The sequence below is a fragment of the Marinifilum sp. RC60d5 genome (genome assembly GCF_052400665.1).
In the GTDB taxonomy this organism is placed as follows: Bacteria; Bacteroidota; Bacteroidia; order Bacteroidales; family Marinifilaceae; genus JBQTGK01.
This window is the reverse complement of the sequence record NZ_JBQTGK010000001.1, coordinates 694,190-709,713: the sequence shown is the minus strand read 5'-3', so window position 1 is coordinate 709,713 and position 15,524 is coordinate 694,190. Positions and strand designations below refer to the sequence as shown.

The 15,524-nt window shown below is 34.2% G+C and carries 12 protein-coding genes; 5 read left to right on the top strand and 7 right to left on the bottom strand.

The window, feature by feature from the left end; all coding sequences use genetic code 11:
• The first annotated feature begins 26 nt into the window (after positions 1 to 26).
• Complete coding sequence (locus tag ACT3CE_RS03010; RefSeq protein ID WP_444708278.1) at positions 27 to 2,624, top strand: DNA gyrase/topoisomerase IV subunit A; 2,598 nt, start codon at positions 27 to 29, stop codon at positions 2,622 to 2,624.
• A gap of 53 nt (positions 2,625 to 2,677) precedes the next feature.
• Positions 2,678 to 3,199 (top strand): shikimate kinase, encoded by a 522-nt coding sequence (locus ACT3CE_RS03005; protein WP_444708277.1) that lies wholly within the window; start codon positions 2,678 to 2,680, stop codon positions 3,197 to 3,199.
• Here the strand turns inward: ACT3CE_RS03005 and hxpB are convergent.
• Positions 3,168 to 3,830 carry a hexitol phosphatase HxpB gene (hxpB, locus tag ACT3CE_RS03000; protein WP_444708276.1) on the bottom strand — a complete coding sequence of 221 codons (663 nt, stop codon included), beginning with the start codon at positions 3,828 to 3,830 and terminating at the stop codon, positions 3,168 to 3,170. The two genes, ACT3CE_RS03005 and hxpB, sit on opposite strands and share 32 nt — an antisense overlap.
• Positions 3,831 to 3,974: 144 nt before the next feature.
• Here hxpB and ACT3CE_RS02995 point away from each other — a divergent pair, with 144 nt between their 5' ends.
• The 3 genes from ACT3CE_RS02995 to ACT3CE_RS02985 are packed head-to-tail and all read left to right on the top strand — an operon-like array spanning position 3,975 to position 7,166.
• The gene (locus ACT3CE_RS02995; RefSeq protein WP_444708275.1) at positions 3,975 to 4,904 is read left to right on the top strand and encodes an ATP-binding cassette domain-containing protein; all 930 of its coding nucleotides are present in this window, start codon (positions 3,975 to 3,977) and stop codon (positions 4,902 to 4,904) included.
• Between the two features lie 6 nt (positions 4,905 to 4,910).
• Entirely contained in the window at positions 4,911 to 5,636 is a 726-nt protein-coding gene (locus ACT3CE_RS02990) for an ABC transporter permease subunit (protein WP_444708274.1), read from the top strand.
• A gap of 12 nt (positions 5,637 to 5,648) precedes the next feature.
• Complete coding sequence (locus tag ACT3CE_RS02985; protein ID WP_444708273.1) at positions 5,649 to 7,166, top strand: GldG family protein; 1,518 nt, start codon at positions 5,649 to 5,651, stop codon at positions 7,164 to 7,166.
• Positions 7,167 to 7,547: 381 nt separating this feature from the next.
• Here ACT3CE_RS02985 and ACT3CE_RS02980 read toward each other — a convergent pair whose 3' ends face one another.
• From ACT3CE_RS02980 to priA, 6 genes are all read right to left on the bottom strand, one after another.
• Complete coding sequence (locus ACT3CE_RS02980) at positions 7,548 to 9,251, bottom strand: transglycosylase SLT domain-containing protein (RefSeq protein ID WP_444708272.1); 1,704 nt, start codon at positions 9,249 to 9,251, stop codon at positions 7,548 to 7,550.
• 15 nt (positions 9,252 to 9,266) lie between these two features.
• Entirely contained in the window at positions 9,267 to 9,932 is a 666-nt protein-coding gene (locus ACT3CE_RS02975) for a DUF5683 domain-containing protein (RefSeq protein WP_444708271.1), read from the bottom strand.
• A gap of 28 nt (positions 9,933 to 9,960) precedes the next feature.
• Positions 9,961 to 10,842 (bottom strand): ParB/RepB/Spo0J family partition protein, encoded by an 882-nt coding sequence (locus ACT3CE_RS02970; protein WP_444708270.1) that lies wholly within the window; start codon positions 10,840 to 10,842, stop codon positions 9,961 to 9,963.
• A 15-nt stretch (positions 10,843 to 10,857) separates the two neighbouring features.
• Complete coding sequence (locus ACT3CE_RS02965; RefSeq protein WP_444708269.1) at positions 10,858 to 11,667, bottom strand: ParA family protein; 810 nt, start codon at positions 11,665 to 11,667, stop codon at positions 10,858 to 10,860.
• Positions 11,668 to 11,880: 213 nt separating this feature from the next.
• Positions 11,881 to 12,882 carry a bifunctional heptose 7-phosphate kinase/heptose 1-phosphate adenyltransferase gene (locus ACT3CE_RS02960; protein WP_444708268.1) on the bottom strand — a complete coding sequence of 334 codons (1,002 nt, stop codon included), beginning with the start codon at positions 12,880 to 12,882 and terminating at the stop codon, positions 11,881 to 11,883.
• A 105-nt stretch (positions 12,883 to 12,987) separates the two neighbouring features.
• On the bottom strand, positions 12,988 to 15,462 hold the full coding sequence (gene priA / locus ACT3CE_RS02955) for a replication restart helicase PriA (protein ID WP_444708267.1): 2,475 nt from the start codon (positions 15,460 to 15,462) through the stop codon (positions 12,988 to 12,990).
• Positions 15,463 to 15,524 lie beyond the last annotated feature (62 nt).

Here is a 15,524-nt window from a genome sequence, read left to right as displayed (position 1 = left end):
TTTAACTATTAAACCCTAACTTCTCTATGAGTGAAGAGACACAAGATATGGAGACACCCGAGGAAAAGGGAAACGATGTGAATGGTGCTCAGTCCGAGGCCTTACGAAACGTTACCTATCTTTCCGGAATGTATCAGGATTGGTTTCTTGATTATGCATCTTATGTTATTTTGGAGCGTGCAGTACCCTATGTTAACGATGGCTTAAAACCCGTTCAGCGTAGAATTTTACATGCCATGAAACAACTTGATGATGGTAGATATAATAAGGTTGCCAATATTATTGGTAATACCATGCAGTATCACCCCCATGGGGATGCATCAATTGGCGATGCTCTTGTGCAATTAGGGCAAAAAGATTTGTTAATTGATACTCAGGGAAACTGGGGAAATATACTTACAGGTGATTCGTCTGCAGCTCCTCGTTATATTGAAGCGCGATTATCGAAATTTGCTCTGGAGGTTCTATTTAACCCTAAAACGACCAACTGGAAACAATCTTACGATGGCAGAAACAGGGAACCAATAACCTTGCCTGTGAAATTTCCATTATTATTAGCACAGGGCGTAGAAGGGATTGCAGTTGGATTAGCATCAAAAATATTACCTCATAATTTTAATGAACTTATTCAGGCTTGTATTGCTTATTTAAAAGGTGAGGAGTTTGAATTGTATCCAGATTTTCCTACCGCAGGAATGATTGAAGTGAGTCGCTACAATGACGGATTAAGAGGTGGAGCAGTTAAGGTGCGTGCAAAAATTGATAAGGTTGATAATAAAACTTTAAAAGTAACGCAAATTCCTTATGGTAAAACAACAACCTCGGTTATCGATTCAATAATTAAGGCCAACGATAAAGGAAAAATTAAAATTAAAAAGATAGATGATAATACAGCTGCCGATGTTGAGATTTTGATTCATCTGGCAAGTGGTATTTCATCCGATAAAACAATAGATGCTCTTTATGCTTTTACCGATTGTGAAATTTCTATTTCTCCGAATGCTTGTATTATCGAAGATGATGTACCCAAATTTATTGGAGTTGCAGAAATTTTAAGAAGATCGGCAGACAATACTGTGGCTTTATTAAAGCTGGAGCTTGAAATTCGCAAACGTGAATTAGAAGAAGCCTGGCATTATGCATCGCTCGAAAGAATTTTTATCGAAAAAAGAATATATCGAGACATTGAAGAGTGTGAGACCTGGGAAGGAATTATAGAGACCATTGATGAGGGTTTAAAACCACACATTGAACATTTAATGCGTGCTGTTACTCGGGATGATATCGTACGATTAACGGAAATTAAAATTAAGAGAATTTCGAAATTTGACATTGATAAAGCAAAAGATTATATCCAGTCAATAGAAGACGAAATTGCTGAAATAAATGTTCATATCGCCAATATTATACCATTTACAATTCGTTATTTTCAGGCCATTAAGAAAAAATATGGTAAAGGCAGAGAAAGAAAAACCGAAATTCGAAGTTTTGAAAGTATTGTGGCTACAAAAGTAGTTGTGGCAAACCAAAAACTATACATTAACCGCGAAGAAGGTTTCATGGGAACTGGTCTTAAAAAGGATGAATATGTTTGTGATTGCTCCGATATCGATGATATTATTGTGATTAGAAAAGATGGAACTTATTTTGTAAGTAAAGTATCTGATAAATCATTTATTGGGAAAAATATTCTGCATGTAGCTGTATTTCGTAAGAACGATAAACGTACCATTTACAATGTTGCTTATCGCGATGGAAAAGGCGGAATTTGCTATGTTAAGCGTTTCTCGGTTACAAGCATAACCCGCGATAAGGAATACAATTTAACCAAGGGAACTTCAGGATCAAGAATTTTATATTTTACTGCAAATCCTAATGGTGAGGCAGAGGTAATAAGAGTGGTTCTAAAACCTAAACCTCGATTAAAGAAATTAAATTTCGAATTTGATTTTGCCGAATTAGCGGTAAAAGGACGCGCTTCGATGGGAAATATTTTATCTCGTAATGATGTGCAAAAAATTACATTAAAGCATGAAGGTGTTTCGACATTGGGAGGAAGAAAAATTTGGTTCGATCCTGATGTGTTAAGATTAAATACCGATCAGCGAGGTGATTTTATTGGGGAGTTTTTAGGTGACGATAGAATTTTAGTAGTAAGTAGACCCGCATCTTTCCACTTTACTGGTTTCGATTTAAGTAATCATTACTCAAATAATATTAGTATTATTGAGAAATATCAGGCCGAAAAAGTTTGGACAGCTGTATTTTACGATGCTGATCAGGAATATTATTATCTGAAACGATTCACCATGGAGGGTAATGGCAAGCCTGTAAGTTTTATTGGCGACAATCCAGATAATAAATTGCTAATTTTAACAGAGGAAAAATACCCAAGATTCGAGATTTTATATGGAGGTAAGAATGCCGACCGACCTAATGAAACTATCGAAGGTGCCGAATTTATTGGTGTAAAATCGTTTAAGGCAAGAGGTAAGCGTTTAAGTATTTACGAAATAGACAAAGTTAAAGAGCTTGAGCCTATTGCACGTGAGAATGAAATTACTGCGACAAACGAATCCGAAGCACCAGCAGATGATTCTAAGAATCAGTCTGATAATAATTAAAAAAATGAATTGAAACAGGTACTTTGAGTATCTGTTTCTGAATTATAAAAGTTATGCGAATATTTTTAGTGGGATATATGGGATGTGGCAAATCCAGATGGGGAAAAATGATCGCAGAACATTTTAATTATCGTTTTGTCGATCTGGATACACTTATCGAGGAACGGGAGAATGCTAGTATTCCTCAGATATTTTCGAAGTATAAGGAAAGTGGGTTTCGCAGACTTGAACAAGAAGCTTTACACTCCATTGCCGATACCGAAAATACTATTGTGGCAACAGGTGGTGGTGCGCCTTGTTTTGCTAACAATATGGAAATAATGAATAAGCTGGGAATTACTTTATATATTGAAGGAAGCCCCGAATTGTTGCGAGAAAGAATTACCAGTTCGAAAACAGAGCGCCCATTGGTAAAGAATTTTACGCCAGATGAACTGTTACAGTACATTCAAAAACATTTGAATAGCAGATTGCCTTTTTACAATCAGGCCCAATATAAAATAGTATCCGGAAATTTAGAATTGAATCATTTTATTACATTACTTAATCCTCTAATAAATACTGCAAATCGCTAATTTTAAACTCCTTTAAACTGTTTAAGGTTTTGTTGGCAATTATAAACTTACTTAGATTCGATGCATTTTTTTCCGGAACTGCAATACAAGTCATATTAGCAGCTAAAGCCGAAATAACTCCGTTTAGAGAATCTTCAAAAACCAAACATTCGCTGGGTTTAGTATCGAGCATTTTTGCAGTTGAAATAAAGGTTTGAGGATGAGGTTTTCCATATTCTTCAAATTCTGCAGAGTGAACTACTTCGAAATATTCTCTGATATTTAATTTGTCTAGAACTGATTCTATAATGCGCATTTTAGAAGAGGAAGCGAGCCCAATTTTTAGTGTCGATTGTTTAAAGGCATTCAATGTTTCCCGAACTCCACTTAAAGCTTCGCCTTTTTTGTTTACCAAATTAATTACATTATCAACAATATCAGAAACAACTTGTTCTTTCGATTTTTCCTGCCATTGCTGAATGTCCCACATTACATCTACTACTTCATCTATTCTTTTCCCCATAAACTTTTCGAACATGGCTTTGTTGGTTTCAATTCCCAGCGAATTAAAAACTTTAGCTTCGCTTTCCTGCCAAAATGGTTCCGAATTAATTAACAAACCATCCATATCGAATATAACTGCTTTTATCATTTGTCAAAAATACACTTTTTTTAAGGGTAGACTACAAACTAAAAGAACTCTTTTTTGTGTTAATAATTGTTAAATACAGGGCAGTTCGGCTAAATGGGCATCGATTTTTTTAAATTTGTTAGAAACCAAAGATTCTTATTTATTATGGATATTGTTGTTGAGCATTTAACTAAAAGATACGGACCACAAAAGGCTGTTGATAATGTATCTTTTCGTGTAAAAGCGGGTGAAGTTTTAGGCTTTTTGGGACCAAATGGTGCTGGAAAAACAACCACAATGAAAGCCATATCCTGTTACATAAGACCTGAAGAAGGAGATATTAAGATTGGAGGATATTCTATTCACGAACATCCCGAAATAATTAAAAAGAATATTGGTTATTTGCCCGAGAATAATCCTTTGTATGAGGATATGAATATTATTGATTTTCTTGAGTTTATTGCTAAAATTCATGATATTCCTAAATATTTAATTCCCGAGCGAATTCTCGATATGGTTAGAACATGTGGATTAGAAGGTGAAAAACATAAATTAATTAGCGAATTATCGAAAGGATATCAGCAAAGAGTTGGATTAGCTCAGGCTTTAATTCACGATCCCGAAATACTAATTTTAGATGAACCAACTACGGGTTTAGATCCTAACCAAATCGTTGAAATTAGAGAATTAATAAAACGAATTGGAAAAGAAAAAACGGTAATTTTAAGTTCACATATACTAGCCGAGGTTGAGGCTACCTGCGATCGTATTTTAATAATTAATAATGGACGAATTGTTGTTGATGGTACGGCCGAAACTTTAAGAAAACAGGCTGCGGGAAATGAAATTCTAAAGCTGGGAATTCAAGGTGGAGATGTGAACGAAATATTCGAAAGTTTACTGAATATTGAAAGCATCGACTCGGTCGATTTTATCGATATTCACAAACAGTTGTTCGAAATTCAATCGTTGCCCGAAGCCTCTTCGGTAAAAGCAATATTCGATGTTTGTGTTCAGAATAATTATTACATTTCGGAATTAACACCAACAGAAACAAAATTGGAAGATATTTTCCGAGAATTAACTCTTCATTAAATACTTATGAAGCAAATTTTACACATTGCCACACGAGAATTGAATGCCTTTTTTGATTCACTAACAGCTTATGTATTAATCGTAATATTTTTAGGGTTTAGCGGTTTTTTTACCTGGATTTATGGTGCCGACGTTTTTTTCTTAGGACAGGCAAATCTTAATACATTTTTTACAGTTGCTTACTGGAGTCTTTTTATTTTTATTCCGGCCTTAACCATGCGTTCAATTGCCGGAGAACTTAAAGCCGGAACATTAGAGCTTCTACTTACTAAACCTGTTAGCGATTGGCAGTTAATTCTTGGCAAGTTTTTGTCAACTCTATTGTTAATAATCATTGCATTGGCACCTACAGTAATTTATTATTTTACGCTTTGGTCAATTGGTCCGGTCGATCATTCTGCAATTTTACTCGGATATATGGGATTATTACTAATGAGTATGGTATATATTAGTATTGGTTTGTTAACAAGTTGTTTATTTTCTAATCCTATTGTCGCTTCATTATCTGCCTTATCGATAGGTATATTTTTTCATATTATTTTTGATGTTTTGGCAGCCAATTTTGTTGGTTTTATGGGTAACCTATTTAGTTATATTAGTTTATCAACACATTTCGAGTCAATTACCCGAGGGGTAGTAGATACAAAAGACTTAATCTACTTTTTATCAATAGTATTTTTTTGTTTGTATTGTTCAAAGCAGATATTGTCTAATCGAAACCTAAAGGTTTAATAGTTTGTTGCTATGATCAAAAAGAGAAATATAATATACAGTATTCTTATTTTAGCAGGATTTATTATTATCCTCAATTCGTTGTCTTCTATGTTCTTTTTGAGAGCCGATTTTACAGAAGATAAGAGGTATACGCTCGATAGGTCTACCAAAAGAATACTAAGTGAAGTAAAAAAGCCGATTATTATTACTTTATATATTTCGGATGATTTGCCTCCTGACGTAAACAGAACTGTTCAGGATCTTAAAAATTTACTTACCGAGTATAATCATTATAGCAGTAAAAAAATCGATTTTGAATACATTAATCCAAATAAGAATCAGGAGTTAGAGCAGGAAGCTGCAGAAGCTGGTATACATGCAGTTCCTCTCGAAATAAGGCAAAAAGATCAGCTAAAAGTACAGCGTGTATTTTTGGGAATGGTAATTCAGGTGGGAGATAAGTCTGAGGTTATTCCTTTAATTAAGCCGGGAATTGCCATGGAATATACTTTATCTACACTTATTAAACGTCTTACCATAAAAGATAAAGCCCAAATTGGTTACATAACCGGTCATGGAGAACCCGAGTTAGAGGCCATAGAACAGGTGATTAGTGAGTTGTCTGTTTTGTACGATATTAAACCCATTCACCTTTTATCCGAACCTGATTTAAGTCAATATAAATCCTTGATGTTAATAGCTCCTTTGGCATCAATTTCGAGCACCCAGTTAGGACGTCTTGATAATTATTTGGCAAAAGGTGGTAGTTTAATGATAGCCATGGAGCGGGTAAGAGGTATGCTTAACGATGGAATAGGTGTTAGTGTTTCTACAGGACTTGAAAAGTGGCTTGAAAAAAAAGGCTTATATGTAGAAGATTCTTTTGTTGTAGATAAACAATGTGGTACGGTAACTGTTAAACAACAAGGTTATTTTTCCATTCCTCAGCAAGTTAATTTTCCATTTCTTCCTGTTGTTTCACACTTTGAAAATCACAGTATAACCGATGGTATCGAAACTCTAATATTACAGTTTGCAAGTCCTATAAATTTTGTTGGCGATACGACCTTACAATACAAACCATTAGCATATACCTCTAAAATTTCAGGTAAATTGCGAGCGCCAATTAGTTTTAATATTGGCAGAAGCTGGAGAACAAAAGACTTTCTTTATCCTGATTTAACATTGGCTGCTACTTTAAAAGGACCTATGGGTAAAGGCACAGCGGAAGGTAGAATTTGTGTGATAGGAGATGGTGATTTTATCGTAAATGGAATTGGACAAAATAAAATATCTATTCAGAAAGATAATATTAATTTCTTTGCTAATGCAGTAGATTGGCTTTCTGATGATTCAGGATTAATGAGTCTTAGAACTAAAGGAATAAGTTCTCGTCCCTTAAATGGTTTGTCGGATACTAAAGTATTTTTTATAAAGTATTTCAATTTTTTAATTCCTCTGTTGGTATTAATTGCTTATGGTTTAATTCGCTTTAAACGAAGAAGTATACGTAGAACTAAAAGAATGCGCTCAGGTTTTATAAAGTAAATAGAGTTAAGAGTAAAATAGGAAAGAAATGTTTCCCGGCTTCCGGTAAACCGGGGAAGGTTATACCGGAAGCTAATTAGCATATCAATGAATCGGGGAACAAATAAAATCAACATTGTTGATTTTTATTTATCGTAAGCAATTTAATTATATTAAACGTACTAATCAAAAATATTTACATATTATCAAATGTAACGAACAGTAATCGGATTTTAATATTCAGATAATAAATGGGTTGTGTTTTATTTGAGCGATTTAATTTAAAAGGTTTTTAAATAGCACGCTGTTTTAGGAGTTAATAATAATTAAACAATTATTAATAAAAAGTATAAAAAAAGAGTGAAGAATTTTCTTCACTCTTTGTATCTAATTAGGTTACTATTAACTTTTCGGTTTTATTTTCAATTTCTGGCCAACTTTTAGACTTTTGGCATTCGAAATATTATTTATTTTCATGATATCGTAATTAGAGATACCAGGGAATTTTTTTGCAATTGTCCAGAAATTATCACCTCGGCGCACTGTATAATAAACATACGATCCGTTGTATCTTGTTGTGTTTTTAACAGAACTTTTTGTTTTTGCAGACGCAGAAGGAACTGTTTTACCTCGTGTAGCCTGCTTTTGAGTATACGTCATGCTATTAAAACTTTTGTAGTAACTTCCTTTTGATTTAGGTACGTAAACAACTAAATTCTGTCCCACTTTAATTAAATTTCTTCTAATATTATTCCAGTATCTTAAATCGGATGTTCTAACATGGAACCATGATGCAATTAATCCTACGGCATCACCCGGTTTAACTTTGTAAAATACCTTGGCTTTTCCTTTAGGAGTTACATGAGCAAATTTCTGATACCTGTCTCGTGGGTTAACAACCTTATCTCTCTGACTAAAATAGTATTCTTTTTTATATGCAAAAATAGAATCTTGCATATTAATAAAGTTAGAAGTGTATTCCATTGGAATTTTTAAAGCATACGCTTTTTTACCACCTGGAATAATATCTGCTCTGTATTGAGGATTAAGTTCCCTGAGTTGTTCTTTTGGAATGTTGATCACCTTCGAAATTTGATCGAAATGTAATGTTTCATCAATCATTAAAGTATCGCAGGCAACTGGTAAACTCGATGGTTTAGGGAATAAATTGTGTTCCTTGTGAAAATTAAAAGTATAAATAGCAGCAATAAAAGCTGGAACATATCCTCTTGTTTCTCTAGGCAAGCGATAATAAATGTCCCAATAATTTCTTTTGCCTCCACTGCGACGAATTGCTTTGTTTACGTTTCCGGGGCCGCAATTATAAGCAGCAATAACCAAATGCCAGTTGCCATACACTTTGTACATATCCTTTAGATATTTTACTGCGGCGTAACTTGCTTTTACAGGATCTCTTCTTTCATCCACAAAGGAGTTAACATCTAGTTTGTACATTTTTCCGGTACCATACATAAATTGCCACAAACCGCTTGCTCCTGCTCTTGAAAGAGCTTTAGGATTTAGTGCCGATTCAATAATAGGTAAGTATTTTAATTCTTGCGGAAGACCTTCCTTATCCAGAATCTCTTCGAAAATAGGAAAATAATATTCCGACATTCCCATCATATACTCAACTTGCGATCTTCTTTTTTTAGAGTAAAGTTCAATATAGTTTTTTACAATTTTATTGTACGATAAATCTATTAATGAAGGAATTTGACTTAAACGATCGATATAGATCGAATCGGAAAGTTTTTCGGAAACATAAGTCGCTTCATTCTTAGTATACTGATTTGTTTTATTCGAATGCTTAACGTACCAAAGGTGCAATAAGCTGTCTAAATTGTTCGAAAATGTAGTGTTAATACTATCGTTTAAATTGTATCTAACATCAACCTGATGAAGTTTTAAAAATGCCAGTGTATCAGTTGCGCTTGCAGGTGCAGTTGTTTCGGCAGTACTTGCAAGTGTATCGATTTCTGATAAAACATTGTTTGTGACTACTTCCTGTTCTGGTTTATTTTGTTCTGATACTGGCTTAATTGTGCTGCAAGCAAATGCAGTTCCCAATAAAATGCAGGGAATAAAAAAAGTCTTTCTTCTCATCTTATCTCTCTCTCGTTAAAATGTAATTTGACATCTGAAACCAAGCGAATTGCCCGAAAATGCTGAATAACTAACAGCAGGTTCTACTCTAATGCTTAAATCATCGTTTACGCTAAAATTAGTAAAATGCGCATCTATTGCAGCATCAACAATATTTAGTACGTAAACTCCGGCCAAAATGATATAGCTAAGATCTCGATCGTGTTTGTAGGAGTCTTTTTTATTCTGAAGTTGAGTTTTGAACCAACTGTCGAAACTCGAACTGGAATTTTCAAAATCGTAGCCTTCGGTATAAAGACCTTCGTAACTTTTAGAAGTAGGTTCTTCTATTGGGGTTTCCAAATCTTCCGATTGATATTTATAATCGTAGTAATTTGAATAATCGAGGTATCCAGATTTGTATTTTTTAAAGTTCTTGGTATTCCAATTTATTGCATAAATGGTTGCGCCAATTCCAGCATATAGAATTGGGATTTTCCAGTATTTTTTGTTGTAGGCTTGTCCTAATCCGGGTAATATAACCGAATACATGGTTGCTTTATGTGGAGAATGAACTTTTACATTCGACTCAACTTGTTGTATGGTATCTCCCGTAATGCTTTGTGCTAAAACGTTATAGTTTCCTGTAAACATTAGGAATAATACTACCCCAATAAATAAAAGCGGGCGTAATTTATTCAATTTTATACTATTTAATTGTTCAACTATTTTACGAATTCATTTGATCCATAATTGCTAAAATTCGCTCAAGATCATCATCCGATTTAAAAGGAATAATAATTTTTCCTTTCCCATTATTTGTTCGTTTTAAATCGATTTTTGTTTCAAAATGCTTTGATAAGTGATCTTTTAAGGATTCATATTCTTTTGGAAGATTCACTTTAGAGCTTTTCTTTTCGTCCTCTTTTTTTCCTGTATTAATAGAGCGAACCAATTCTTCCACTTTTCTTACCGAGTAATCATTTTCAACGGTTAATTGAAAAATATTAAGCTGCGATTTTGGGTCATCAACATTAACCAATGCTCTTGCATGTCCCATTAGTAGTTTTTTCTCGCGAATTCCTTTTTGGATTTCAACGGGTAATCTTAATAGTCGTAAATAGTTGGATATGGTGGAGCGTTTTTTTCCTACTCGGTCCGATAAACTTTCCTGAGTAAGTTTGCACTCATCAATTAATCTTTGATAACTAATGGCAACTTCTATAGAATCAAGATCTTCACGTTGGATATTTTCTACCAATGCGAGTTCTAACATCTTATCGTCTTCTGCCAGGCGAATATAAACGGGAACTTTGCTTAAACCTGCAATTTTAGCAGCTCTAAAACGTCTTTCTCCGGCAATTAGCTGATAGGAATTGTTGTTGATTTTTCGAACAGTAAGAGGTTGAACAATTCCTAATTCTTTTATGGATTGAGCAAGCTCATTTAAAGACTCCTGTGCAAACTTTGTTCTAGGTTGATAGGGGTTGGCCTCAATCTTTGAAATTTCTATTTCGTTACTTAAATTTCTTTCAGGAGTTCTTGCCTGAACTTCTTCAACATCATCAATTAGTGCTCCTAATCCTCTTCCTAATGCGCTTTTTTTTGCCATGTTACTTTTCCAGAATTATTTATTATTCGCTATTGATTCTTCTTTATTGTCTGATTTGCTCGATTCATTATTACGTAGTAATTCACGAGCTAAATTCAGGTAGTTTATTGCTCCAACCGAGTCTGCATCATAAAGGATTGCAGGTTTTCCGTAACTTGGTGCTTCTCCAAGTTTTGTGTTTCGCTGGATAATGGTTTCAAATACCATATCCTGAAAATGTTTTCTTACCTCGCTAACCACCTGATTTGATAATCTTAATCGACTATCGTACATGGTTAATAAGAATCCTTCAATTTCCAATTCAGGATTTAAACGGTTTTGAATAATTTTAATTGTATTTAAGAGTTTTCCTAATCCTTCCAATGCAAAATATTCGCACTGAACCGGAATAATCACTGAATTGGCAGCCGTAAGGGCATTCACAGTTATCAATCCAAGAGAAGGAGAACAATCTATTAAAATATAATCGTAATCGGGGCTTAATTTTTCAAGTACATGTAAAAGAATTTTCTCTCTATTGGCAAGGTTAAGCATTTCAATCTCCGCACCTACCAAATCAATATGGGATGGGATAATATCAAATCCTTCAATATCACTATTAAGAATTGCTTCTTTAGGTTCTATTCCGTCTACAATACACTCATAAATACTTTTATCAATTGAGCGAACATCAAAACCGATTCCTGAAGTAGAATTAGCCTGTGGATCTGCATCAATGATCAAAACCTTTTTTTCCAAAACAGCAAGACTTGAAGCCAAGTTGATAGCAGTAGTGGTTTTTCCAACTCCTCCTTTTTGGTTTGCCAGAGAAATAATTTTAGCCATAAACAATTCGTGTTACAAGGATTAAATTAAATTATTTGATGTTGTTCCAAAGATACAATTTTAAGCGACATTTTTAATTTTGTGCCATTCTAAAATAGTAACAAATAGCACCAATTTATCAACATATTAACACTTATACCATAACATTCCCTTTAAAATAGAAGGGCCTATATACCAAAGGTTTTCATAATCGATAAATAAACCTAAAGCTATTTAGTTGCTGGTAAACAGTTTTATACTTTCGTTTAACAATTGTTTTTTATCAATTGGAACTACCACCGGTATTTCACATACAATTCCACCTGCTAAATTCGATATGGCTGCAATTTCTCTCGCTTGCATTCCTGCTGCCAAACAAAGTGTTGCTACGCTAATTACAGTGTCGCCAGCTCCCGATACATCCGCAATTTCTCTTACAACAGCAGGTATGTGTTCGTATGTTTTTTCGTTACTTATAAAAACACCCAGTTCCGATAAAGTTATTAACAGTTTGTTAATACCCATTTCGTTTTGGAATTTTTTTGCCTCGGTAAAGAGTCCTTCCAGATCACCTTTTTCTAAATCAAGATTAGAGCCTTCAACAAACTCTTTAAAATTAGGCTTAAACAAACTAACATTTTTGTAATCTTTGTAATGTCGTTTTTTAGGATCAACTAAAATTGGAATTTTCTTTTTGTTGGTCAGATTTGTTATTTCTGATATCAGGCTTTGCGTGATTACTCCTTTATCGTAGTCTTCGAAAACAACGGCGTGAATCGTGTTCTTGTTAAGCAAACTTTTTATGTGATCGATAAATTGTAATTCAATTTTATCAGCTAGTTCATGAGTATCTTCTTCATCGATACGTATTAAATGCTGGTTATCACTTATAAACCTTGTTTTTACCGTTGTTCGTCGGTGTTTGCTACTTACAATACCGTATTGTTCTTCCTGAATTTTGCTTAGTAGCTGTAGGAAATCTTTTCCTTTTTCGTCGTCTCCGATCACCGAACATAGAATAGGGTTCGCACCCATCGATTTTATATTTAAAGCAACATTAGCTGCTCCTCCTAATCGGTTTTCTCTTTTAACACAAGAAAGAATTGGCACCGGAGCTTCGGGCGATATACGTTCTACCTTGCCCCAAACATAGGCATCAACCATTACGTCGCCAATAATAAGCACGTTAAAATCCGAGAAACTCTCAAATGTTTTTTCTAATTCAATTTTGTTCACTATCAATCGATTTTTGAATTATGCCAACAAAGATAAACAAATTCGCCTTTTCATGAATTTTTAAGGCTTTCCTTAGGCATTTTTAACAATTGCATTTGTGTTTTTTTACATCGGATCAACATCAAAATTAATTTGAATGGCTTTAAACCGGTCTATTTCTTTCAGAAAATTAGCCTGTTGGTTTAGTATCCATTTTGCTTTCGAAGGCGAGCTTTTTTTCTCTATTTTAAGCAGGATATTTACAATGTAATTGTTCTGAATTCGGTTAATTAAAGGTGCTTGCGGTCCAAAAACACGAATGCCAAATATTTTTTTTAAAGATTTGGCAAAATAATTAGCTGCCTCGTTTACCAGCTGTTGTTTTTTATGCTTCATACTGATATTAATTAAACGGTAGAAAGGTGGATAAATATATTCCTGACGTTCGGATAATTGCGAAGCGTACATGCCTGAATAATCGTTCCTTACAACGCTTCGAATTATTGGATGATCTGGCGAATAGGTTTGAATGAGCACTTTCCCTCTTTTTTTCTTTCGCCCGGCACGACCTGATACTTGTGCCATCATTTGGAAGCTACGTTCGTAAGCTCTAAAATCAGGATAATTCATCATCGAATCGGCATTAAGAATACCTACTAATCCAACATTATCGAAATCTAATCCTTTTGATACCATTTGTGTTCCCACTAGAATATCCAGTTCATGATTTTCGAATTTGTAGATTAATTTTTCGTAAGCCTGCTTTTTTCTGGTTGTATCCAGATCCATTCTTCCAACTTTAGCAGTTGGAAATAGATTTAGTAATTCTTCTTCTATTTTTTCGGTTCCAAATCCTCGGTCTTCAATGTCTTTAGAGCCACAGTGTTCGCAGTTTACCGGCGGATTAGAACTGTGTCCGCAATAATGGCAGGTAAGTAGATTGTTGTGACGATGATAAGTAAGACTTACCGAGCAATTGGGACAATTAGGTACCCATCCGCAGGATTTACATTCCAGATAAGGAGCATAACCTCTGCGGTTTTGAAAGAGTATAATTTGTTCCTTATTTTCCAGGCTATTTTCCATCATCGATATAAGTTCCGGAGAGAAAATTGATTTCATCCTTTTTTTTCGACGTGCCTCTTTTATATCGGATATAATTATTTGTGGCATTTCAATTTCCTGATGCCTATGGAATAATTCTACCAGCCCGTATTTTCCATTTTGAGCATTAAAATAGGTTTCGATGGCAGGTGTTGCTGTGCCAAGTAAAGTTTTGGCTTTGTGTAAGTTTGCCAGATACAAGGCGGCATCGCGTGCATGATAACGTGGTGCCGGATCGAATTGTTTGTATGTATTTTCGTGCTCTTCATCTACAATAATAAGTCCTAAATTATTAAATGGCAGAAATATCGAGGAGCGAACCCCCAATATTACCTGATAGGATTTTTCAGGATCGTTTTTTAGAATATTATTGTAGATTTCTACTCGTTCTGAATCGTTAAATTTAGAATGATAGACTCCAACTTTATTACCAAAAACAGATTTTAAACGCGTAATAATTTGTGTGGTTAATGCAATTTCGGGAAGTAGGTAAAGAACTTGCTTATTGTTGTTTAACTGCTCTTTAATTAAGTGAATATATATTTCAGTTTTACCACTTGAGGTTACTCCATGCAGTAGTACGCAATTTTTTTGTTCAAAGAGAATTCTTATGTTCTCAATGGCTTTTTCCTGATGTTGGTTTAATTTTTTAAATTCCGAAGTTTCTACTTTAGACAGATCTATTCGATCGGTTTTTTCAAAATAGATGTTCAGAATATTTTTTTCAATCAGGCTTTTTAGAATTGAGCGGGAACAGTTTGCCGATTTTAACAAATCGAGGACACTGACTTTATGAGGATTTGTTTCGAAATAATGTTTCGAAAGATTTAAGTAGGAGTGTAGTAGTTCCTGTTGTTTCTTTGCTCTTTTTAAACTGTTAAGGATTTCTCCCATTTCATTTTCTGAAAAATCAGAAAATAAAGACACAAATTCCTGTTTTTTTTCTTTGTATCCCGATAAAATCTGTTCTTCGATATAAACAGCACCTTTTTCAAGTAAAATTTTCACCTGAGGTAATGTGTTCTTTATTTTTGTGGCTTGATTTAAACTTGAGATGCTTACATCTTTTGAATGAGCAAGTACGTTTATAATTTGTTCTTCGGTTTTGTTTAAAACCGTTTTGGCTACAAAGTTTTCGTTCAGACTTATCTTGGTTTGACTTTCAAGCTTTAATCCAGAAGGAATAGCTGCTTTATAAACATCTCCTAATACTGCCTGATAATATTGTGAAATCCAGTCCCACAATTTAAATTGAAAGCTATTAATAATAGGATTTTCGTCGAGACAAGAGAGAATGTCTTTTACTGTATAGTTTTCCGGTTTATTGTTGTGTAATTTACGAACAATTCCGGTGTACAGTTTTTTATTTCCCAAAGGAACAACCACTCTTTTTCCTATGACTATTTCTTTTTTAAACTCATCGGGAATAGAATAAGTGAAGAGTCCGGCCAAAGGAAGCGGTAATATAACATCCGCGAAATTGGTAGTTTTGTTCATTGTAAGGAATTTTCCTCAAAGTTATCAGATCTGATTGAAATCCCAAAGCAGGAATCTCAATC

What these genes read in the sequence shown, in the direction of transcription:
- ACT3CE_RS02970 (WP_444708270.1), bottom strand. Translation starts at nt 10,842, where the DNA reads ATGGCAAAAAAAAGCGCATTAGGAAGAGGATTAGGAGCACTAATTGAT.
- hxpB (WP_444708276.1), bottom strand. Translation starts at nt 3,830, where the DNA reads ATGATAAAAGCAGTTATATTCGATATGGATGGTTTGTTAATTAATTCG.
- ACT3CE_RS02995 (WP_444708275.1), top strand. Translation starts at nt 3,975, where the DNA reads ATGGATATTGTTGTTGAGCATTTAACTAAAAGATACGGACCACAAAAG.
- ACT3CE_RS03010 (WP_444708278.1), top strand. Translation starts at nt 27, where the DNA reads ATGAGTGAAGAGACACAAGATATGGAGACACCCGAGGAAAAGGGAAAC.
- ACT3CE_RS03005 (WP_444708277.1), top strand. Translation starts at nt 2,678, where the DNA reads ATGCGAATATTTTTAGTGGGATATATGGGATGTGGCAAATCCAGATGG.
- ACT3CE_RS02985 (WP_444708273.1), top strand. Translation starts at nt 5,649, where the DNA reads ATGATCAAAAAGAGAAATATAATATACAGTATTCTTATTTTAGCAGGA.
- ACT3CE_RS02965 (WP_444708269.1), bottom strand. Translation starts at nt 11,667, where the DNA reads ATGGCTAAAATTATTTCTCTGGCAAACCAAAAAGGAGGAGTTGGAAAA.
- ACT3CE_RS02980 (WP_444708272.1), bottom strand. Translation starts at nt 9,251, where the DNA reads ATGAGAAGAAAGACTTTTTTTATTCCCTGCATTTTATTGGGAACTGCA.
- ACT3CE_RS02990 (WP_444708274.1), top strand. Translation starts at nt 4,911, where the DNA reads ATGAAGCAAATTTTACACATTGCCACACGAGAATTGAATGCCTTTTTT.
- priA (WP_444708267.1), bottom strand. Translation starts at nt 15,462, where the DNA reads ATGAACAAAACTACCAATTTCGCGGATGTTATATTACCGCTTCCTTTG.